Genomic DNA, 21,577 nt, shown 5'->3' with positions numbered 1-21,577 from the left:
TATTGACACCAAGACTATACTTAAAGTTTTCTTTTATGTCTCTAAATAGAAACAAAAGTCTACTAAAAAACTGCGATCAGCTCATATTGTTTTCTTCTGTGGATGACAGTTCTTCAGCTAGGTTTTTCTGGAGTGCTTCCAATACTGCGATCGGGTCAGCAGCTTGCTGCATCAATTGAGCTTCTGAATCATGCCGATTGATCACATTAGGCAAATCGGTACGGAGTTCTTCTAATAGAGCAATAATCTTGGCAATTTTTTGCTCGGAGAGCAGGTTAAGCTGTAGCATCAATTGCGCCCGCTGTTCGGCAAAGTTTTCTTGGCGAGTTTGTCGCACCAGCACTCCGGTTGAAATCACCAATGCAGCTGCGTCTAAGCCTTGACCTGACCAACTAAACGGGGGCAGGTTGAATGGCAAAAAGTGATCAAAAAAACTGCCAAAAATCCAGAGAGCTAGTATGACTAGCAAACTATACATAAATGTCGATCGCCCAAAGAATGTAGCGATCGCTTCTAGTATCCGCTGGTGGGCGGGAATATCTCGAACTTCCTGGGTATGAAGTGAACTAATCGCCTCAATATTTTTTGCAATCGGGTCTGGTAATGGAGCCGTGATAACTTGATTTCGAGAAGCTTTCTCTTTGAGTTTGTTAGCACCTGAACTGAAGTGTTTGTTGACTGTGTCGTCTGCGTTGTGCGTCATGGAGCAACTCCTGAATCTAGATGTTACTCGATTATTGCTTATCTTCTGATACTATCGGCAAATGGATCTCAAGAGGCTGAAAAGCTGATTACACCGTGATTAGCTTTTGGTGTATGATATACTATATACTATTTTGATTATTTTATTTTTTTAAACCTTTCAGAGCAGTAAACTACGTAAATTTGATTAGCGTAGGTGTAGCCCGCCGCAGGCATCTGAACTTTTCAAGACAGGTATCGCTCTTTGGGAAAAACTTTTTGGTTTACTTTAAGTGTCATTAGTTATTAGTCATTGATCATTAGTTATTTTCAGAAATGACAAAGGACAAATGAGCAATGTATTTCGGGAATTCCTCCAAAAAGTAGGTAGCGGAAACCATACAGCCGAGAATTTACAGCAGTTTTCATGTATTTGAACCACATCTGTCGTAGGGGCACAGCATTGCTGTGCCCCTACCGCGTGGTCTATTTACCTGAAAATAGCTGTAACTCGCGCCCAAGCAGCCATCGCTACAAAAATGATGCTGCTGGGTGAAGCTACACCAGCCCAAATCGGAGCGTTTTTGATTGCTCATCATTTACATTAGTCAAAGGATTGGAAGGTAGTTGCGACTTACCGCGCGCTCGCACTGCAATCATCAGCTTATCTTCATCCGTAGCATCCCAAGAGATAGAACGATTACACCTCGTACCGCGTGATTACGGCTTTACTACCAAGAACGTACCCCTTGGAACTACTGAAGAACTGCTGGCGGATATTCAGGAGGTTTTAGCAGGTAAACCAAGTGAACTGATGCAAACAGCCTTATGCAATGGCGGATTTTACCTCTGGCGGAGTGGTATTTGTCCAGATATGTCAGAGGGTTTAGCGAAAGCAGAAGAATTATCGTAAATAAAAGGGTTTAAGACCCCTACGTATACACTTAGCGCGGAGTCGGAGCCACTCCGCCTCCGATCAGTTTCAGTCGGGGTTTAAATCCCCGTCTGAAAATGTCTTTAATTACGAATTACGAATTACGAATTACGAATTACGAATTATTTAATAACCAATGCTGTGGTAGCAGCTAAACTGCAAGAACTCAGGCAGTCAGTAAATTCACAGTCAACATAATTCGTAATTAATTACGAATTACGAACTTGTACTGAGCGCAGTCGTTGACGCAGCCTCTCGTAGAGAAGTATTACGAATTATTTACTCAGCGACTGCTCCAAGATAGATTTTTCTTGCAACCAGTCCTTACCCACTTGGATACTGATATCCGAGCCAAGGTTGCCAGTACTTTCCACACGCACTTCTCCAAATCCCAAGGTGTTGCGAACTGATTCGGCAGTCTCATTATCTCCTTGTTGGGCGACAATGTGAGTTACCTCTAGAGGTTCACCCCATGCTTTGGCGACATAGATATTGCGATATCCAGATTTTTCTAAGGCTCTAATTAATGGTCGCAGGTTAGAGCGATCGCCACCTGTACTATCTTGAATTGCTACACGCAAAGAGCGGGGGTCAGATGTAGTCGCCAGCTGTTCCTGTTCTGACTCCAAACCAAAATGTTGAGCCATCAGTTTTGCAATACCCTTTTTGCTGGGCAACCAATAGCTAGCATCAAACTCGCTTTTCTCGCTAAAGCGACCTGGCAGCATTAACATTTGCATATTAGAGCGATTTGTCCGCACCCCAAAACCCATTAGCGCCACTAACTCCTCAACCGTCAAATTGGTATCAATGTGGTCTTTCACTACATCCATAACTTTAGGTAATTGAGCAACAGTAGCTGGGTTGAGTGTTTGATCCATCAAAGCCCGCATGACCATTTGCTGGCGCTGAATCCGACCAATATCACCGAGTTCATCATGGCGAAAACGCAGCAATTGCAGTGTCTGATCACCGTTGAGATGCTGCTTACCCGCCTTCAAATTGATGTACAAATGCTGAGAATCATCTTGGTACTTCATATTTTTGGGGACGTAGACTGTGACACCACCCAAAACATCGATCAGCTTGGCAACTCCCAGAACGTTAATTCGGACATAGCGATCAATTCCCGCCCCACCCAAGAGATTACTGACAGTTTTGGCAGTCAAAGCTGGTCCACCATCAACATTGGCAGCATTAATTTTTTTTACCCCATGCCCTTCTATTTCTGTGCGGGTATCTCTGGGAATGGAGAGAATAATTATTTTTTTCGTCTCTGGATCAAATTTTAGCAAGAGCATCACATCCGAAAGACCATCAAAGGAGTTTAGCTCAGGCTGGTATCTGAGGTTTTTGGTTTCTGGGGGAGGGTTTTGGATATCCGGGGGAAGTACGCTCATCCCCAAAACCAACAAATTCACCGGGCGAGTTAATTCGGAAAATCGCAGCACACCTCCAGAAATGCGATCGCCATCAAACACCGCCTCATCCTTGGGACTTAGCTGGGCTTGTTGCAAAGGCGTACTGGTCAAAGACACCGCCAAAAGCGCCCCTGCTGTTGCTGATACCATTGCAATACCACTCATACCTACCCAAAACCACAGCCAACGTCCTGATTTCGAGTTATGAGAAATTTTGTTACTCGACTTTGAGGCTTTTCCCGACTGGTTTTCTTCCGCCGAACTTCTTTGAATGGTCACAGACTTCCTCACACTTACTCACTAATCAAATTCGGTAAATTTGCAGACTAAAAACATGCTGACAAATCAACTCATAATAGCTAACTCTTAATTATCACTGCTAACTTTTTGAATCTAGTGTCAACCACAACACTTATAGCAGCATTTATCCTTCTTTTGCGGCAACCTGGAGATGTTTTACTGAAGTATGGCAATAATAAACTGGATTTGACCAGATATTATGGATAAATCAACCCTAATTTTCACGAAATAAGTAAAAATACTAGAAAATCATCAGCCGAAACAATTAAGATAAATACTTGCCAAGCACTCGTTCTGCTAAAGTACTAAACCCTGGCAAACGTCCAGATTTGCCCTGCATCAGCCGCAAAATTAACCACACACTCACTAAAAAGTAACCCGATGTGAGAAAGCTATTGAGGATAAATAGACGTAGCGTCAAAAAATCTGAAGTTGCTGCACCGCTAGCTAATAATAGATATCCCAACAGCCAAATAAGTGCCAAAGTAATAGACAGACGACTAATAGCAAGTTGTTCCCGACTACCCTGGCCCCGATAGAGAGTCCACAAGGACGGAAAAAAGCCGATGATCGGAATCAAATATAAAAGCAATTGTGTTTTGGGGATTGGGCTTGGGGCTTGGGGCATTGGGGATTGGGCATGGGGAGGAGACAAAGGAGAGACTTCTTCAATAATTTTTTCTTGTCTCCCTTGTCTCCCGACTGCCGACACCCTACTCTCTTTCGGTTCAAAATTCTCCATTGGGATTAGTCTAACTCCTAAACTAGAAGGATGAATCAGATTCATATAGTTAGAGATAATAAGCTGTAAAGAAAGATTTAATTTAGTTCTATCCCGCAATCAGCTCAAAATGCAGACACGCAAGCTACTCGACTGGTGGCAAACATTTACACCAATAGCGCGAATCGGGGCGATCGCGTTATTCGTTCCGCTACTAGTTCTCAATGGTTGGACACTTTCGGTATTTTTTAATTATTTCCATTCTCTCATAGTGATTTTAGTCGCAGCCTCAGTACTAGCATTTCTGCTCAACTACCCCGTGAGTTGGATGGAGCATCATGGTGCTAGGCGAGAGCAAGTTGCTATCTTAGTATTTCTCTTGGCTTTATCAATTTTATTGGCGTTGGGTGTTACACTTATTCCCCTAGCCCTTACCCAAGCTCAACAATTGGTGGCTCGTTTGCCGGAGTTGATCGACTCTGGACGCTCTCAGTTAATGATATTAAACGAAAAAGCTGAGACTTTTGGCTTACCGATTAACCTTGATGCTTTAGTAGTGCAGATCAACGATCGCGTCAAGGGACAATTGCAAGCGATCGCTGGACAAGTTTTAAATCTGGCGGTAGTTACAGTCACTAGTCTGCTAGATATTCTCTTGACGATAGTTTTGACTTTCTATCTTTTACAGCATGGGAGTGAACTCTGGCAAAGTTTAGTCGAATGGCTACCTAATAAATTTCGCGATCCTTTTTCCAAAACAGTCCGCCTCAGCTTCCAAAATTTCTTCATCACCCAACTGATTTTATCTACCTGTATGGCCTCAGCGCTCATTCCTACCTTTTTGTGGCTGAAAGTGCCATTTGGTCTACTATTCGGACTAACTATTGGACTGATGGCTCTCGTCCCCTTTGGTGGTTCTGTAGGCATCGCCCTGACTACATTATTGGTAGCCTTGCAAGATTTTTCAATGGGTGTGAGAGTCTTGATAGCAGCAGTAATTGTACAGCAAATTCTCGAAAACTTAATTGCCCCCCGAATTTTAGGCAGTTTTACCGGTTTAAATCCAGTTTGGATTTTAATATCAGTCTTAACAGGGGCAAGAATTGGCGGACTGTTGGGTGTAATTGTGGCAGTACCCACAGCTGTTGTGATTAAGACTGCTTTAAGTGCCTTGCGTCCTGGTAGCCAGACAAACGACAGCGCCACTGGAGAGATAACTACACCCGTTGCCGCAAACGAGTTACCAAAAGCTGACGCTAAGAACACATTGAGTATTTCGGAAGCGACATTACCCTAGAATTAAATTCAAAATTCAAAATGAAGAAATTGTCAACTACCCAACACTCTCGCGGGAATACCGCAGAGCGTGTGGGCTTGTATCTGAACTCCACCGCAATTCTGAGAACCTTTGCAAGATTTCAGCTTTGGTTTCAGCGCTCGACACATTAGGGGATGCTGACAAGATCCCCGTACTAGTCCAGTCTTGCCGAACTAGCAGCGTTCTCATTGCAATATTCCGCGCACCAACCAAATCAGCATGAAGCTCATGTTCACAACATTTGCAGCGATACAATAGTCCTTTATTATGGCTCAATGATCGAACCCATAAATAAAACGCTTCCCGTCTGATTATCCCTAATCGCAGAGAAGAAGGGACGATCAACAATCATTCGGAATGGTTCTGGTTCTTCTCTAAAAGCTGTTGCTACTATTCCCACAGAAGTAGCCGCAGCCGCTTCGGTGCCTTCTTCGTTCACTTCTACAAAAGTTTTATGCTTAACTTCGCTAATGGTAAGATTTTTACCCATGCCAGAAAAATTGGCATTGCTGCTAAAAGCCTCTTTCATGCCTAAAGTTTTTAAGGCATCATTGAGTGTAACATCATACTCTGTTTGAAAGCGGGGTAAGCGAATAAACCCTTTTTGTTTCCTGAACTGAGTCATCCATTTTTCCCAGTTTTCAACATTCAAGTTTTGATAGAAGGCATTGAGGTTAGAGTTCTGTTTGGGCAGAAAGATATAAAGACTGAATTTACCATCTTTGCCGTAAGGTAAACTAACTGCCTGAAATTGTTTGCTTTCATAGTATTTATAGTCACCGTTCTGTGACATCATCGGGTGTTGTTTTTGCCTGCCAGAACCCATGTAAAACGGATATTGAGCGGTTTGACTTTTGTCAAATTCCTTACTCCATTTTCCTTTAAAATATATGGCATTAATCAAAAATAACACCGCGTCTGGTTGGATGGTTTCAACTATCTTAGTGATTTTGCCGCTAGTATTTTCTTTGACCCAGTTATTGATAATATTAGGTGCGGCGGCATCTTTAAAGTTTAAATTGCTAACTTTGGCTTGATAGAAATCCTGTGTTCTCTGGAGGAAGTCTGGCGCAAACCTAAAATCTTGATTTGCCCAAAGTGAGTTAGCGATATTCAGTTGCACTTTCGCATCTGGATTGTCTAAAAGCTGCTTTAATGCCGCCGCGTAAGAAGAGTTGATTTCTGGTAGATTCATTCCCTGTAATTCCAGGGTTTTTGCGATCGCTTGTTGAGTCGAACCGCTAGCGCCATTGTAGGTCATAGCCAGAGCCAGAGCGACACTCAAAGGTGAGATAAAAATATTCTTCTGACTCGGATCATTTTTCCGAACTTCTGAAAATAGTTTGAAGCCAAACTTATTGCTAGATTCAACGATTTTTGGATCAGTCTTGAGTGTTTTTTTTTGCAATGGAGTTTCTGGGTGAGGTAAACTAGATTGGGCAAGGGCACTTTTATTACTATCGACTTGAGAACACCCTAATACACCGAATAGAACAACACTTGCAGCTGCCAGAGCATAACGTCTGCCCAGACTAACACCGTAACGCCTTTGCAGGAAATTTTCTTTCGCATCACTCAATTTCTGCCTATTCATTCTCTTACCTCACTTGCCAAAGATTCCCGATCTGTGCTTAGGGTTGACGCAGATAGTGTGTCAATGATTAACTATTGCATTTGCTCCAATAGAAAAATGGGACTGTTACAGAAACTGTAACAGCAAGTTAGTAGCTCAGAAAAATTAAACACAACTTGTTATAGTTACAACCCGAAATCATTCGTGAGAAAATACGCAGGCTAAAAATTAGCTTCTTTTTAAACTGAAGCAATACGCATAAATTTGAGGATAATCCCTGTGAAAGCCTTTGTTTTAGTCATAATTTAATTGTCACATTTTAGACCTAGCATTAATAAAGCAAGATAGTGTTTTCTCATGAATCACTTAGTAGGATTGCTATAATTGCAAATTCCTTATTCAGGCAGCTATGCAGACGAGTTATGAATAATTTTGATTTTTAGGAATTTTCCTATTTATCTATAAACGTATTTTGACACTCTCCGACAATCATAGGTGCGGAGATTCTACATTCATAGACTCGCCGTTAGACGACAGGTTTACACTAACCGCCCAAGAGGGTAAATTTTCTGTAGCCTAAATGACCCTATCCCTACCGTACTCAGCCCTAGTCTCAAAATGTTGATGCTAGCATTCAAATCTCTATCAACCACGTAGTTGCAATGAGGGTTAACTCTTCTACCCGCATTAATTCTAATTGTGTAAAAGCTCGAATTGCGCTAAAAAAGTGAGTTCTAATTGCCTCAGAATAAATTGGTAAAGAATTTAAAGTTATTAGAGAGGAAACAAATTAATGGTCAGACTTGATTTGTGGGCTGAAATTATCCCTAGAGTTTCCGCAGCAGGATTTAGTATTGGACAACATCTTTCATCAATACCTGATCTTAGTGAGCCTAATCTAGTTATCGCTCAAAAAGAAGAAATAAAAAAATACTCAACAATTTCTTGTGGGGTGGGCGACACAAAGTCCCGTAGCCCAAGGCGGGCAAGACTTCGGCGTGAGCGCTCAGTCGAACGCTGCCCACCCCACAAGATTGGATAATTTATGATTTCGAGGTTTGACCCTCACAAGAACAGCCCCTCTCCCAAAATTGCTAGAGGGGAGCAAATTATCTAGTTCCCCTTCTCCCAACTTGGGAGAAGGGGTTAGGGGATGAGGGCAAAACGTCTTCTCAAAGCAGATTTTTTCTGAAGTTGACACCAATGAGCATTGCTATACCCCTACAGCATGGTCTATTTACGATCGCAGGATTAATTAAGAAAAGCCTGAAATAAACTATTTTAGTTAACGCACATCACGAGGCATTTGTACAGTGCGTAAGTCCTAATTCGGACACACGCCTCTGCTGTGCGCCCCATAGGAGATTGTGGTTCAAATAGATGAAAAACGCTGTAATTTTACACAGATACTTATGCTACCGTATTTCAATTAATCGGCACACTCCACCAAGCTAAACTATAGGGTTGAGTGGCTTCATTGAGCTTTTGACGAAACTGGACACGGATTTTGTAATTGCCAGTAGCAGCAACAGGACAGAAAATATGTTCTACACTATCGATTTGGCTGATTGAGGAGCAAACGACACCAGCATCTGAATTTTGAGTATTAGCTTTTACTAAATATAGGTCGAGATTATTCAAACCGCGATCGCGAAAACTTTCGCCCACGTCATATTGCTGGTTTTTATTTTTATCATTGAGCTCCACCAATCGATCCCAACTCAGCGTCACAGCAACAAAACTCCCCTGCTTTAACGGTTTTGCTAAAATATAGTCAACAGATGCTCCAACATCAACTGTACGATAATCCCAACCAATAGCCGGCACCGCAGCTGATGGCGGCCATTCACCAGCACTAAATTGCTGATAAGCGCGAAATGCGTTTAAATGACCCGCTCCCATTTGGGCATCCAAGGGAATCTTCGGATCTTTATAAGCATCAGAATCTAGCCAGTTTTTATTTTGTTTATCAATTAGCGTCCGAGTCATTCCCAACCGTAAGCCATCACCGCTATCTTGGATTTTGTCTGCTGAATTCAGCAATACAGCTTTCATCACTTGATGATGCCGAGAATCGATGCTCCAGTGGGGTTGTTTTGTCCGCGTCTGTCGGTCAGCAAATTCCTGCAACAGAGCAACAGTAGCCGTAACTTGAGGCGCAGCAAAACTTGTGCCTGTAACCTTGTTCACTTTGCCATCGGGATTAAGCAAAGGAATGTTATTGCCAGGAGCAACTAAACTGATAGCGCCTCGCCCACCAAGATCAAATTCCCTTCCAGCTAGCCTTCCACTCACTCCTTGGTTAGCACCCGCCAGATTAGCCACGCCTACTTTATTAAAAACTCCCCCTCGGCGGGATGAAAAAGCCACGTTGACTCCGTTAAAATTATCTGTAGGAATCGGAATACCCCCCTTACCCTGGTTGCCTGCGATCGCATACAAAACATCATGAACGTGACTAGACCAGTCAACACATAAAGTTAGCAAAGCATTGCCGTCCAAAATAGCTTCCGGTCGAGGATCGCGGCTCAGAGGTTCACCAAAGCTAAAGTTAATGGCACGGACATCACCACCATTTTGTAGCGCTATATGCTGGGCTGATAAGCACTCTTCCGCCTGACCCATGTTTTTAGTAGAACCTACCGCAGACGAATACAGTCGCGCTCCCGGAGCAACTCCCGGCAAAGCTTTGTCTTGACTTACCATCACACCAGCGACATTGTAGGCGTGAGAGTCAACACCGCTATTTGATTTAGCTGGTCCATTGCGTAAGAAGACCCCCGCTAAAGATACAGCACGATTTTTAGATGCCGCCTTATCCCACCCAAACATTCCCGGTCGTCCGATTTCCACTTGACCAATAGCAATCTTACGACCGATTAAATTATAAGGAGCTTGGTGTAACTTTAGAGCATCAATGCCGTTAGTTCCCAGCATAGATTCTAAAGCTGAAGCAGTTACCGGCGCACTCACACAGAAAGCACCTAATCCCCAAATTATCCAGGTTACTTTTTTAGTCATTTGTCATTTGTCATTGGTCACTTGTACTGAGCGTTCGCGTAGCGTCTCGTAGAGAAGCCGTTGGCGCAGCCTCTCGTAGAGGAGTATTAGTCATTAATCATTTGTCAAGAGTTATTATTCTCCCTCATCTCCCTATCCTCCCAAAAAAGCCAAGATCAAAATTATGAGTCTTGCTCAATGTTTTGTTACAATGCGTACAGACGAGGACGCTTAAAAACCCACTAGCCATGACCCAAAACCTATCTCAAAAGCCCATTGTAATTGCTCCATCTATCCTATCAGCCGATTTTAGTCGTCTGGGTGACGAAATTCGCGCCATAGATGCGGCTGGAGCAGATTGGATTCATGTTGATGTAATGGACGGTCGTTTTGTACCCAATATTACGATAGGACCTCTGGTTGTGGAGGCGATTCGTCCGATTACGACCAAGCCAATAGATGTCCACTTGATGATTGTGGAGCCAGAAAAGTATGTAGAGGAATTTGCTAAGGCGGGTGCCGATCATATCTCCGTACACTGCGAGCATAATGCTTCCCCACATCTGCACCGCACCTTGGGACAAATTAAAGAACTTGGTAAGAAAGCTGGAGTTGTACTTAATCCTGGTAGCCCTCTAGAGCTAATTGAATACGTTCTAGATTTGTGCGATTTAGTACTGATTATGAGCGTCAACCCTGGTTTTGGTGGTCAAAGTTTTATCCCTGGTGTATTACCCAAAATCCGCAAGCTGCGTCAAATGTGTGATGAACGCGGTCTTGACCCTTGGATTGAAGTGGATGGAGGATTGAAGGCAAATAATACCTGGCAAGTTTTGGAAGCGGGAGCCAACGCAGTTGTCGCCGGTTCAGCTGTATTTAACGCTAAAGATTATGCTGAGGCGATCGCAGCAATTCGCAGTAGCAAGCGTCCTACCCCAGAATTAGCCAAAGTTTAATTCATTTTTAGATTAACTGTACTTTACAAAAATCAGGTGGGCAAATTGCCCACCTGATTTTTATTTAGTAACGTGGATTAAATAAAATGCAAAACTTCATCCTGTATCTAGCTTCCCTCTCTTTATAAAGGAGAGGGATTGAGGGTGAGGTAAGCCCATAAATTGTATCTTATTTAATTCTTATTTCTTAGAGATAAAAAAACTGGAAGCTATTCAAGTTTTGAACTTCCAGTAGTTGCTATATAAATTCAAAGTTGAGAAACTAGAGATAATCCAGGTTGGGAGGACTAGGATTACAATAGTCGAAAGAGAAGCGTATGATCTACTAGTTCTACCAGCCACGACAACAATTTCACCGAAACTTTCTATTTCCGTTCCTGGTGTTGGTGTTAAGCGTTTGCTTTATTAACTAAAGCAACACCAACCACAGTCTACAAAGTTTTATAAGCATTACTCGCACCGTCTGCAGTCGGTGAAAGCTGTGTAAAATTTGGATTGGGAGAAGCTACCGCTCCAAGTTCTCTTTGCTTAGACTTCCTCGAAAATAGAACCACCAGTAGCAACGGTTGAGTCATCGGTCTTGGTGTAGGAGTTATTTACTCCCTGAAATGCTGACTACTTTTGTAATCAGTTTGATTTATTTCATAGTCAGAACTAATCATTGATTTTATTTTTTAAAATTAACTTGTTTGCCAATCACCTCTATTTTGGTTGCAGTTGTAGTTGTTATTAGTTTACCAATCTAATCAGTATATATTTGCCATTTTGGCAGATTTTTGGAAATAATATCAAATTAATCACTGCTATAGAAAACCTGCCATGCTCGAAATTTTAAATTAGCATAGCAGGCTCTCAGACACTCAATCAACTCTAGGGCAGAATCTATTGATTCCAAATAGGTTTTAATTGAATCCACAGCGTTTCAAGGAAATCTCTTGAGTGTTTTCTGGTTTTAATTGCGATTTCATTGATTGATGATCGTTAACTTGCTGTGCCAATCTCTGATCTAAATTACCACCACGAATTTCTGTTTTTTGCTTACCAACTACTTCCCGATAAGCTAAGTCTTTGATTTTGCTTAAGCAGTTTGATGATACATTACTATCAGATATTGAATCATTAGCCTGTTTCAGCATTTTTAGATTTTCACTTTGCTGTTGATTTGTCCTACTGGCATTAGAGTTTTCTTTTAGCACTCGATTGTAGGTGCGATATGGAATGTAATGCAGAGGATTATACCCAGCAAATCGCAGCATTAAAACACATGCCCAGGAATATTTTCCAGCAAGAATTGCTTCAACTACTTTGTCAAATTGTTGAGCCTTCACTGTCTTATCTAAGTTACTAGTAATGCCAGCAATGTCTTGATTCATCATAGTTTTTAGTTATCTGGAATGAAGTAAACTAGTTCAGTTTCTGCGATTGTTGGTGTTTCAATTGAGATTTACAAACTGCACTAGCCTTTTTGCAGATGTTCAATCGCTTGTGGGAAAATATCATCAATAGGAGTGAAAGGTAAGTTTTTACCTTTTATCTTGTCATCTAACTGGTAGGACAAAAGTCTCGCATGGCTCTAGGTAGATACAATTTTGTCCTCTTAAACTTTTTAAACTCCTAATTAAATAAATTTTATCTGTTCACCTGCTTGTATTTCTTACTACTGTTGAATTAAGCATTTTCCGGGAATTTTGCATATTTTTTTGGCTAGGATAGAAAATTTATTTATCTTTGAGTGTTAACAACACTATTCGTATTTATACTATTTTTTTTCGCCAATGTCATCTACTAAATTAGCAGATTTATAAGTTAAATTTACTGAATGTATTTCGAGCGATACTTGCGGATTGTGCAACTTTTAATTTTGTCCCCTTTGCTAATTAATGAGGGGTCTTACCCCTCACCCAATATCAATTTAGACGCTTTATTATTGTCGAGTCACTAGAAAATATTACCATTAAGCATGAGGTAAAACAACTTCTAAAAATAGTAATATATAGAGACTTAAAAAAAGGTGAGTAGCCAAACGGATTAAAAATATTTTTTAAATATTTTTAATCCGAGAATGTTATTTATTAGCCTTGGATCTATTGATTTACAAAGACTATAGCTTTAGCTTACCTAAATGAAATCGCTGTAAACTGGTCATGAATATTTCATGAGCATCATCTAGGAATCACAAATAGCCTAGTTTTAAACCAAAATTAGTGGTTAGTAATAATATATAGTTTTAATTATTATCAACTCAGGGAAGCAAAACACCCGTAACAGGATGCTTTCAACAAAAAAGATGTAGCAGGCTAAACCTGTATAAATTTAGATATTTTACTAATAGAGAGAAAGCTAATTAACAGAAAATATTGCTAAGTTGATTCAGCAAAAATTTGTACGCCTGTTAATATCTAACAGATTTATCCTTTTGGTCTAATAGTTGTGTTAAACGCAAGTAGTCGCACTCGACCCTGGAAAACTAAGTAGAGAAGATTTTGGGAAATATTAGCAAGATTTATGGGTAAAGCTAGTAATATTTGCATTTTTTGAAAGAGTAGTCTTAAATTCTCAATCCTTCAACTCTTACCATTACTGAAATTTTCCTTTGCTTCCGGAAACACTCGGAAAATAAAATCACAAATCTAGACTCTGCTTTCTCAGATGAACATGGGCTAAATTTAGCAACGTACTTTATGTGGAATACGCCGTTCGTAGGGGTGAACATCTGTCATTGGTGTCAACTTAACGTAGAAGTTAGACTTGGCAAGCTTTCCAGGTTTGACCCTCACAAGAACAGCCCCTCTCCCAAAATTGGGAGAGGGGAGCAAATTCTCTAGTTCCCCGAATCCCAACTTGGGATTCGGGGTTAGGGGATGAGGGCAAAACGCCTTCTCAAAGCAGATTTTTTCTTAAGTTGACACCAATGAACATCTGTGCGCCTCTACGTATGTTACATCAAAAGGAGAACCGCTTTGATAGCCAATCAATTAATAACTAAGTAAATTCCCCAAATTGCCATTGCCCGTAAGTAAGTGCTAGCGCGGAAAGTACCAGCTGCGGTGATAGCTTCAGGTGTGCGAAATTGCAGACCATTGTCATAAATTTGCTGCACTACAGCTTCCGTCAACCTAAACGCTTCATCCTTCATTCCCATCTGCACAAGAAAAGCCGCCAGCCCAAAGTTTATCCCCGTCCAGACTTCCAGAGGATGAGTAGCTTTAGGGTTTTCCGGTGAACCGTCAGGACGAACACCATTAGCAGCACCAAACTCACCATTGCAGAATTTCAAAAAGCAAGCATCATAAACAGTTTTCAGCGCAGAGAGAGCGCGATCGCTCGGTACAATATCAGGTAAGTCCAGCAGACGCACATAAAACTGTCCGCACAGTTGATCTGCCATTACCACATTGGAACCACTTTCACTATCAAGTTTGTAATATTGCCCATTCCAGAGTTTTTCTTGGTAGATAGGAAGAGATTGTTGTAACCAAGTTTCATAAGCGGATTTTTGCGCCGCCAACTCTGCTGTGTTACTTGTCTGGTAAGTTAATAAAATATCGCTGATTGCGATCGCAGCTTCCAACGCCGCTAACCACAACCCACCACAATAGGCGCTGACACCCTGTAACCGCCAATCATCAAAGGTTTGATCGGGTGCGCCGGAATTTTCGGGAATCCCATCGCCATCAAGGTCAAAAGTTTTCAGGTAGTCGAGGGTTTGAACGATCGCAGTCCAGCAATCTGCCAGGAATTCTACATCGTCAGCACCCGTGAGCAGAAAATCACGGTATACTTGCAAGACAAAATCACTACCCAAATCTTTCCACAAATTGCAGTCTTGATAGCTGGTGTAGTTGGTTTTCTCCCAGACGTGTTCATTGGGTGCGCCTAAATCGTGGGGTGTTGCACCTGCGACTTTGCGAACTGCGATCGGACTTTCTGCCTTAATTGTCATGTAATAGCCAATGATTCGGGGAGTATCATCACCTTCAGGAATCGCCCGTGCAAATGCCCGCATCACCGACTTTTCCAATTCTGGAAACAGCATCAGCAGGGCAAAAGAACCATACAGCCGCACATCTAAACTTTCATACCAACGATAATCTAAGCACTCCAGCACCGCAAATTGACCGATGGAATCAAGCTCCGATGCTGCACTCCAGAGAGTACCGCCACTGGTGAGGTCGTAAAGCTCATTAAATAGAGCCATCTTAAACCAGTTGGGTAAATCTTCGCGGTCGAGAATGGGTTTTTGCCAACTTTTAATTTGCGATCGCCAACTTTGATATTGTTGTAGCGCAGTGGATGCGATCGCCCAAGCATTGTTACCACTTTTATCAAAAAAGTCTGTATATCTGCGGTAATAGTTAACTCCAGCCGCAAATTCTGTAATCGGCAAATCCCAAGCGACGACAAAGGGGATTTCGAGAGTTTCGCCTGGTTGGAGAGTAAAACGGATTGCGATGCCTGCGGCCGGCGTAGCCATCGCCGCCCCTAATTGTGTATTCTCTGTTGCTGTCGTATCTAGATAATTGGGCAAAGAACCATCTTTAGCAAAGCTTTGCCATATTTCCTCACCAGTTCCTTCAGGATTCCATCGGCTGTGATGAAATATTTCTACTTGGGGATGCTTCAGCGTCGCAATACACCAAGTTCCGTCACCTTCTTGTAAAAGTTCCCTACTACCAATCCCACCTAAAACACAGCCAAACTGTTGTGTATTTTCAACTATTTGGTTATAGTTTCCTTGACTTTCGCCCCAGCGCGGTTGGTATTCGTAAACCGGACTACCATCATCGCGTACTCGCACTTGGGGAGATTTGAGGGCGTTTGTAAACCAGCCCACCATATTTTGCCAAGTGAGCATAATGCTAAGAGTAATAGGTGCATCTGTGGGGTTATGAGCATTCCAGAGGAATATCGCCACAGGGTAGCTAGTTTCTTGGTAATTACCTGCCCAGATTGGGGAAAATTGCTCACAAGTCAACTGTGCTTGAAATACATTTTCATACACAAACCAACTACGCGGGTATAGCGCGTGATAATTGCCTGTCCCCTCTGTGCCGGGGAGTGTCGGATACCATTGCCAAGCTTTGAGAGTGCGATCGTCGGGCGCTTGCGTAGATAAAGCGTAGGCTTGGGAAGATGCACCTTTGGACTCAAAGACACTGAATTGACAAGCGGGAACGTTTTTGAAAGTATGCTCACCGCCGTCGATGTGCCACAGGTTAAAATCTCCCCGTGAAGAACGACCAATGCAACCTGCACCAAAGCCGCCTAAAGGCATACCATGCCAAGGACCATCATCTATATTGCTAGCGTAGCGGACAGTATAAGGTTTGTCCCAGCCTAAACCGATGGGACGGTTCCAAGTGCAAGAGGGAATTTCTGGAGAGAGTTGATTTGTCATCACCTGATGTTACAGCGTGCAGTTACGTCAATGAAGACTAGCGTGATGTACGATTTTTCTCAAGGGGAATAACGATGTAGGGGCACGGCATTGCCCACTAGCGCAATCAGAGAGAGATGCGGTGTTGCAAGCGATCGCCACAATTAAAGAAAAGCTACCATTTTTGATTGATTTAACTAACGAGGAACGCAAAGCTTTACCCAAAATGGGAGATAAAAGCCGCGCCTTTGTAAGCATTGCATTGGAGGTGGCGACACAGAACCCAGAGTTTTTACCGCGATCCTTTGACCTGGATGAAATGCGGAAGGATGTACAATTGTTTGAGGCGTTGTATCCAGTATTGCTGTCGCTGACACAATTCCAAGAATTGGTGGATGATACATTTTTAGCGGTGGGTAGTGAAGCCTATGCAGCCGCCTTGCAGGTGTATACTTATGCCAAAGCTAGTGGACAAGGCGCTGGTTTAGAGACAGTAGTTGAGGAAATGGGGCAAAGGTTCGCCCGTAAATCTCGGAAAGTCAAGCCTCAAGCAGCAGCATTGTAGAAAATAACTCGGTGATTGCACTTTTAAGGTGCAATGTTGAGGTTCAGAACTCAGATGTTGCAGTAAATTGCTCGACGTTCCGAGTTCTGAACTCGAAGCTTCACCCTCTGAACATGAAATTTCGAGATGAGAACACCAAACTTCGAGCTCAGAACAGCAACATCCGAGATCCAAAGGTGAATGATGGTGAGTAGAGGGCGTAGGCGTAGTCCGCACTTCTCTACGAGACGCTGCGCGAACGGCAAACTCAGTGACCATCGGAGCGATCGCTTCCATAATTACTGGCGTAGTGCAAGATACAAAGGTGATCGCAGTGTAAATTGTCTTCGGAAGCTGGCGACTAGAAGTCGCGGCTACACAAACTAAGTCCACGCAGGTGGACTTCATGGAAGTTGCAGAGGCAATTTTTGTTAGTGTAGCTGCATCTTTGAGGATGTAAGCGATCGCCAGATACTTATACTTATTACTTCTGAGCAGCCAAGTTATACTTAACCTGAATTTCAAAGTTACTCTCTGCTGAACCCTCAGTTAAAAAGGGAATGCCAGTTTTACCACCCAACTTGATGCCAAACTTAACTGTTACCTCTTCAGCGTCAGGTAAATTCTTAAATGCCCCAACTGCTAACTTGGCATAATCACGAACTTTGTTTTGAAATTCTTTCATATTAACCGTGGGTAAACCATCACGGTATCCTGGTTCCTCTTCTTCTGGAACCTCCTCGGCTGTGTTTGATTCCACATAGATTTCGTACTCTTGATCATCTTCTTTGACAATCAGGCGTTGCACTTGTGACATTAGTAGCCTCAGTTAATGTTTAAGTTGTTACTCTTGTAATATTACGTAAAAACGGATATTTGATTAGACGCTATGCCTCGATATGCCCTGGTGATTGGCATTGCTAAGTATGACAATTTGACAAACTTACCAAAAGCTGTCAACGATGCAGAAAAAATAGCACAGCTGCTGCGTGAACATGGCCGGTTTGATGTTCAGCCGTTACCGGGTAAGCTAATCGAGGGTGAAAATCGCTGGCAAGTCACACCGGATAAAAAGTTAATTGGTAAAGAACTCGGTCAAACACTGAGAACGTTTCTACTGGAGAAGGCCAAAGGTAGTGAGGTACTGATTTATTTTGCCGGACATGGCTTTGAAGCACTCAGCCTCACAGGTGAACCGAAAGGCTTTTTGGCAACTTCGGATTGTAATAAAGTAGATGGACAGAATGCGATCGCCTTTGATGATCTCAACACTTTAATTGCTAAATCTCAACTCAGCAGCTTAGTAGTATTGCTGGATTGCTGCTATGCGGGGTCTTTATTAGAGAGGAGTTTTATCAAGTCTGGTTTCTCCGTTTTCAATAGCAAACAAGACTACAGCTTAATTACAGCCTCTCGTGCCTTTGAAAGAGCGCGTGAAGATAACGAAGGTGGAATTTTCACCAAAGCTATTCTCAAAGGACTTGCTGAAGATAAAGCTGATGAAGCTACCGGGGAAATTAATGTCAATGACTTGATCAGCTTCATTTCACGAGAACTCAAGCAGAGTGGACAAGAACCTATTTACATGGGCGGTGGTAGGTCAATTCCTTTGGTTTGGTATCCACCCAAGAAATTAGTAGTTATTCCACAAGTACTTGACGAATGTCCCTATCGGGGCTTAGAAGCTTTTGACAAGCAACACGCAAAATTCTTTTTTGGTCGTAAAAAAGTAGTTAACGATATTCAACAGAAACTCGACTTGGCTAAATTTGTCCCGATCATTGGCGCATCGGGGAGTGGCAAATCTTCAGTAGTGCAGGCGGGTTTGATTCCACAATTAGATGATAGGGAGTGGCAAGTCTTAGAACCAATTAAACCCGGATTTGAACCTTTAATTAAGTTGCGTGGAGCTTTTAAACAATTTTTTCTAGGGGCTAGAAAAGAGAAGCAACTGAAGGATTTAATTGACAATGAGCAGAATAATTTATCTGCAATTCTCGAAAATCTCCCTAGTTCAGTAAAACTTTTATTGGTAGTGGATCAGTTTGAGGAAGTATTTACTGGCGGTGCTAGTCAGCAAGAAAAGCAGAGATTTATTGACTTACTGACTCAGGTAGTAGAGATTACCGATTCGCGGTTAGCAGTTGTGATTACCATGCGAGCGGATTTTCTCGAACCCTGTTTGCAATATCCCTCCCTGACTCAGTTAATTCAAATCCAGGCAGTTTATATGCCACCTTTAACCGGAGTTGATTTAAAGGACACGATCGCCGAACCAGCCAAACTTCAAGGTCATAGTGTTGAAGAAGGGCTAATACTGAAGATTTTTGAAGATGTGAAACAAGAACCGGGGTTTTTGCCTCTGTTGGAGTTTGCTTTAACCAAACTCTGGGAAAAACGCGATCGCAATCAACATCAACTCACCCTAGAGGAATATGAAAAGTTGGGAGGATTAACTGGGGCGTTAAATCTCCATGCAAAAAAGGTTTATCAGTGGCAAAATTACCAGAAGGAATCCCCAACCGAAGAACGCAGTCAGCAGGAGAAAGAATGGATTGGGCGAATTTTTCTGCGCTTAGTGCGAACGGGAGAGGGGGAAAAAGACACCCGACAGCGCCAACCAAAAGCCACACTATTAAATATTGCAGGTGATGACGCCAATCAGCAGCAAGAACTTAGTGAGTTATTAGATGGGGAAGCGGGATTAGTTAAGGGACGCTTGTTGGTTACAGGGAAAGATGAACAAGGAAAAGCTTGGATTGATTTAGCCCATGAAGCTTTAATTGAAGGTTGGCAGCAGTTTGCTCAGTGGCGACAACAAGACCGAGATTTGCGACGGTTGAGCGATCGGTTAGAAGACACGCGGCGGGAATGGGTGAACAAAAGAGAGGATGACAAATATTTGATGCAAGGGGGACTGCTGGCGGAAGTGAGGGATAGCTGGCAACAATTGCAGCCCCATTTACAATCACCCCAAGAAGATGAGGATTTTTACCAGCGCAGCAATGCCCATGAAAAAGACCGCATTGCCGAACTGGAAACGGCACTCACTGAATCACGATTGCGAGAGAAAGCCGCGAGGGTAGAGAATTTATTGCCTTTCCAACCCCTAGAAAGTCTAGTTTTGGCAATTCAAGCTATGGGTGAGAATCTGGAGAAACTACCCCAGCAGATTCTCGCACCAGTTCAGAACAGTTTGAATCAAGTGAAGAATAAAGCAAGAGTCTCCATTCCTTTCCGTGGTCATAAGGATGTTGTCAGTTCTGTCGCCATCAGCGCCGATGGGCAGACCATTGTCAGTGGCGGTGTTGGCGGCACAATGCGGTTGTGGAACCGCCAAGGTCTGACCTTAGCTGAACCTTTGCGTGGTCATAAGGGTAATGTCAATTCTGTCGCCATCAACGCCGATGGGCAGACGATTGTCAGTGGTGGTGAAGACGGCACAGTGCGGTTGTGGAATCGCCAAGGTCTGACCTTAGCTGAACCATTGCGTGGTCATCAGGGGAATGTCTCTTCTGTCGCCATCAGCGCCGATGGGCAGACTATTGTCAGTGGTGGTCGTGACCGCACGGTGCGGTTGTGGAACCTGCAAGGTCAGACCTTAGCTGAACCTTTGCGTGGTCATGAAGGTTATGTCTCTTCTGTTGCCATCAGCGCCGATGGGCAGACGATTGTCAGTGGCAGTGATGACGGCACAGTGCGGTTGTGGAACCTGCAAGGTCAGACCTTAGCTAAACCATTGTGTGGTCATGAGAGTTGGGTCAATTCTGTCGCCATCAGCGCCGATGGCCAGACCATTGTCAGTGGCGGTGATGACCGCACAGTGCGGTTGTGGAACCGCCAAGGTTTTCCCTTATCTGAACCATTGCTTGGTCATGAGGATTATGTTTCTTCTGTCGCTATCAGCGCGGATGGGCAGACGATTGTCAGTGGCAGTAATGACTGCACAGTGCGGTTGTGGAACCGTCAAGGTTTTCCCTTATCTGAACCATTGCCTAGTCATGAAGATTATGTCTATTGTGTTGCCATCAGCGCGGATGGACAGACGATTGTCAGTGGCGGTAGTGATGGCACAGTGCGGTTGTGGGACCGCCAAGGTCTGACCTTAGCTGAACCATTACGTGGTCATAAGGGTTGGGTCAATTCTGTTGCCATCAGCGCCGATGGGCAGAAGATTGTCAGTGGCGGTCGTGATGGCACAGTGCGGTTGTGGAACCGCCAAGGTCTGACCTTAGCTGAACCATTGCTTGGTCATCAGGGGAATGTCTCTTCTGTCGCCATCAGCGCCGATGGGCAGACGATTGTCAGTGGCGGTCGTGACGGCACTGTGCGGTTGTGGAACCACCAAGGTCTGACCTTAACTGAACCATTGCTTGGTCATGAAGGTTATGTCAATTCTGTCGCCATCAGCGCCGATGGGCAGACGATTGTCAGTGGCGGTCGTGACGGCACTGTGCGGTTGTGGAAGCGCCAAAGTCTGACCTTAGCTGAACCATTGCGTCGTCATGAAGGTTATATCAATTCTGTCGCCATCAGCGCCGATGGGCAGACCATTGTCAGTGGCGGTAATGACCGCACGGTACGGTTGTGGAACCACCAAGGTCTGACCTTAGCTGAACCATTGCACGGTCATGAGGGTAATGTCAGGTCTGTCGCTATCAGCGCCGATGGGCAGACCATTGTCAGTGGCGGTAATGACCGCACGGTACGGTTGTGGAACCGCCAAAGTCTGACCTTGGCTGAACCTTTGCT

15 protein-coding genes and 2 pseudogenes are annotated in these 21,577 nt (G+C 43.3%); 7 read left to right on the top strand and 10 right to left on the bottom strand.

The features are described 5' to 3' along the window. Positions 1-76: 76 nt before the first annotated feature. Positions 77-703, bottom strand: a complete 627-nt coding sequence (locus ACYTXL_RS21470) for a DUF1003 domain-containing protein (RefSeq protein ID WP_461926499.1) — start codon at positions 701-703, stop codon at positions 77-79. 517 nt (positions 704-1,220) lie between these two features. Between ACYTXL_RS21470 and ACYTXL_RS21465 the strand changes: the two genes are divergently transcribed. Further along, positions 1,221-1,289: a hypothetical protein gene (locus tag ACYTXL_RS21465; RefSeq protein WP_461926516.1), complete on the top strand. Its 69-nt coding sequence runs from the start codon at positions 1,221-1,223 to the stop codon at positions 1,287-1,289. Then, positions 1,274-1,594 (top strand): annotated as a pseudogene (locus ACYTXL_RS21460) (hypothetical protein); the annotation flags it as partial. The gene ACYTXL_RS21465 and the pseudogene ACYTXL_RS21460, both read left to right, overlap by 16 nt. A 296-nt stretch (positions 1,595-1,890) precedes the next feature. Here ACYTXL_RS21460 and ACYTXL_RS21455 read toward each other — a convergent pair. Beyond that, positions 1,891-3,315, bottom strand: coding sequence for an LCP family protein (locus ACYTXL_RS21455; protein WP_461926498.1), 1,425 nt, complete (start codon positions 3,313-3,315; stop codon positions 1,891-1,893). Between the two features lie 286 nt (positions 3,316-3,601). Next, positions 3,602-3,964, bottom strand: a complete 363-nt coding sequence (locus ACYTXL_RS21450) for a hypothetical protein (RefSeq protein WP_461926515.1) — start codon at positions 3,962-3,964, stop codon at positions 3,602-3,604. 223 nt (positions 3,965-4,187) lie between these two features. Here ACYTXL_RS21450 and ACYTXL_RS21445 point away from each other — a divergent pair, with 223 nt between their 5' ends. Then, on the top strand, positions 4,188-5,354 hold the full coding sequence (locus tag ACYTXL_RS21445; protein ID WP_461926497.1) for an AI-2E family transporter: 1,167 nt from the start codon (positions 4,188-4,190) through the stop codon (positions 5,352-5,354). 286 nt (positions 5,355-5,640) lie between these two features. On the opposite strand, the gene ACYTXL_RS21440 is transcribed toward ACYTXL_RS21445, so the two are convergent. Next, positions 5,641-6,969, bottom strand: coding sequence for a serpin family protein (locus ACYTXL_RS21440; RefSeq protein ID WP_461926496.1), 1,329 nt, complete (start codon positions 6,967-6,969; stop codon positions 5,641-5,643). A gap of 468 nt (positions 6,970-7,437) precedes the next feature. Then, positions 7,438-7,622, bottom strand: a pseudogene (locus ACYTXL_RS21435) (RNA-guided endonuclease TnpB family protein); the annotation flags it as partial. Between the two features lie 119 nt (positions 7,623-7,741). Between ACYTXL_RS21435 and ACYTXL_RS21430 the strand changes: the two are divergent. Then, a complete protein-coding gene (locus ACYTXL_RS21430) occupies positions 7,742-7,990 on the top strand; it encodes a hypothetical protein (RefSeq protein ID WP_461926495.1) in 249 nt (82 codons plus the stop codon). Positions 7,991-8,373: 383 nt separating this feature from the next. On the opposite strand, the gene ACYTXL_RS21425 is transcribed toward ACYTXL_RS21430, so the two are convergent. Then, positions 8,374-9,969 (bottom strand): S8 family serine peptidase, encoded by a 1,596-nt coding sequence (locus tag ACYTXL_RS21425; RefSeq protein WP_461926494.1) that lies wholly within the window; start codon positions 9,967-9,969, stop codon positions 8,374-8,376. Between the two features lie 227 nt (positions 9,970-10,196). Here ACYTXL_RS21425 and rpe point away from each other — a divergent pair, with 227 nt between their 5' ends. After that, complete coding sequence (rpe, locus tag ACYTXL_RS21420) at positions 10,197-10,904, top strand: ribulose-phosphate 3-epimerase (protein ID WP_292804129.1); 708 nt, start codon at positions 10,197-10,199, stop codon at positions 10,902-10,904. 902 nt (positions 10,905-11,806) lie between these two features. Here rpe and ACYTXL_RS21415 read toward each other — a convergent pair. After that, complete coding sequence (locus ACYTXL_RS21415) at positions 11,807-12,277, bottom strand: HetP family heterocyst commitment protein (protein WP_461926514.1); 471 nt, start codon at positions 12,275-12,277, stop codon at positions 11,807-11,809. A gap of 1,598 nt (positions 12,278-13,875) precedes the next feature. Beyond that, positions 13,876-16,302 carry a GH116 family glycosyl hydrolase gene (locus ACYTXL_RS21410; RefSeq protein WP_461926493.1) on the bottom strand — a complete coding sequence of 809 codons (2,427 nt, stop codon included), beginning with the start codon at positions 16,300-16,302 and terminating at the stop codon, positions 13,876-13,878. Between the two features lie 121 nt (positions 16,303-16,423). Between ACYTXL_RS21410 and ACYTXL_RS21405 the strand changes: the two genes are divergently transcribed. Then, positions 16,424-16,846, top strand: a complete 423-nt coding sequence (locus ACYTXL_RS21405) for a hypothetical protein (protein ID WP_461926492.1) — start codon at positions 16,424-16,426, stop codon at positions 16,844-16,846. Here ACYTXL_RS21405 and ACYTXL_RS21400 read toward each other — a convergent pair. Next, entirely contained in the window at positions 16,766-17,350 is a 585-nt protein-coding gene (locus ACYTXL_RS21400; protein WP_461926491.1) for a hypothetical protein, read from the bottom strand. The two genes, ACYTXL_RS21405 and ACYTXL_RS21400, sit on opposite strands and share 81 nt — an antisense overlap. Further along, a complete protein-coding gene (locus tag ACYTXL_RS21395; protein ID WP_461926490.1) occupies positions 17,310-17,642 on the bottom strand; it encodes a CU044_2847 family protein in 333 nt (110 codons plus the stop codon). The genes ACYTXL_RS21400 and ACYTXL_RS21395 overlap by 41 nt, the downstream gene beginning before the upstream one ends. 72 nt (positions 17,643-17,714) lie before the next feature. On the opposite strand from ACYTXL_RS21395, the gene ACYTXL_RS21390 reads away from it, so the two are divergent. After that, the coding region (locus ACYTXL_RS21390; protein ID WP_461926489.1) for an nSTAND1 domain-containing NTPase at positions 17,715-21,577 on the top strand (3,863 nt) is incomplete at its 3' end.

Source organism: Nostoc sp., from assembly GCF_054880495.1.
This window is presented reverse-complemented; position numbering and strand designations above follow the sequence as displayed.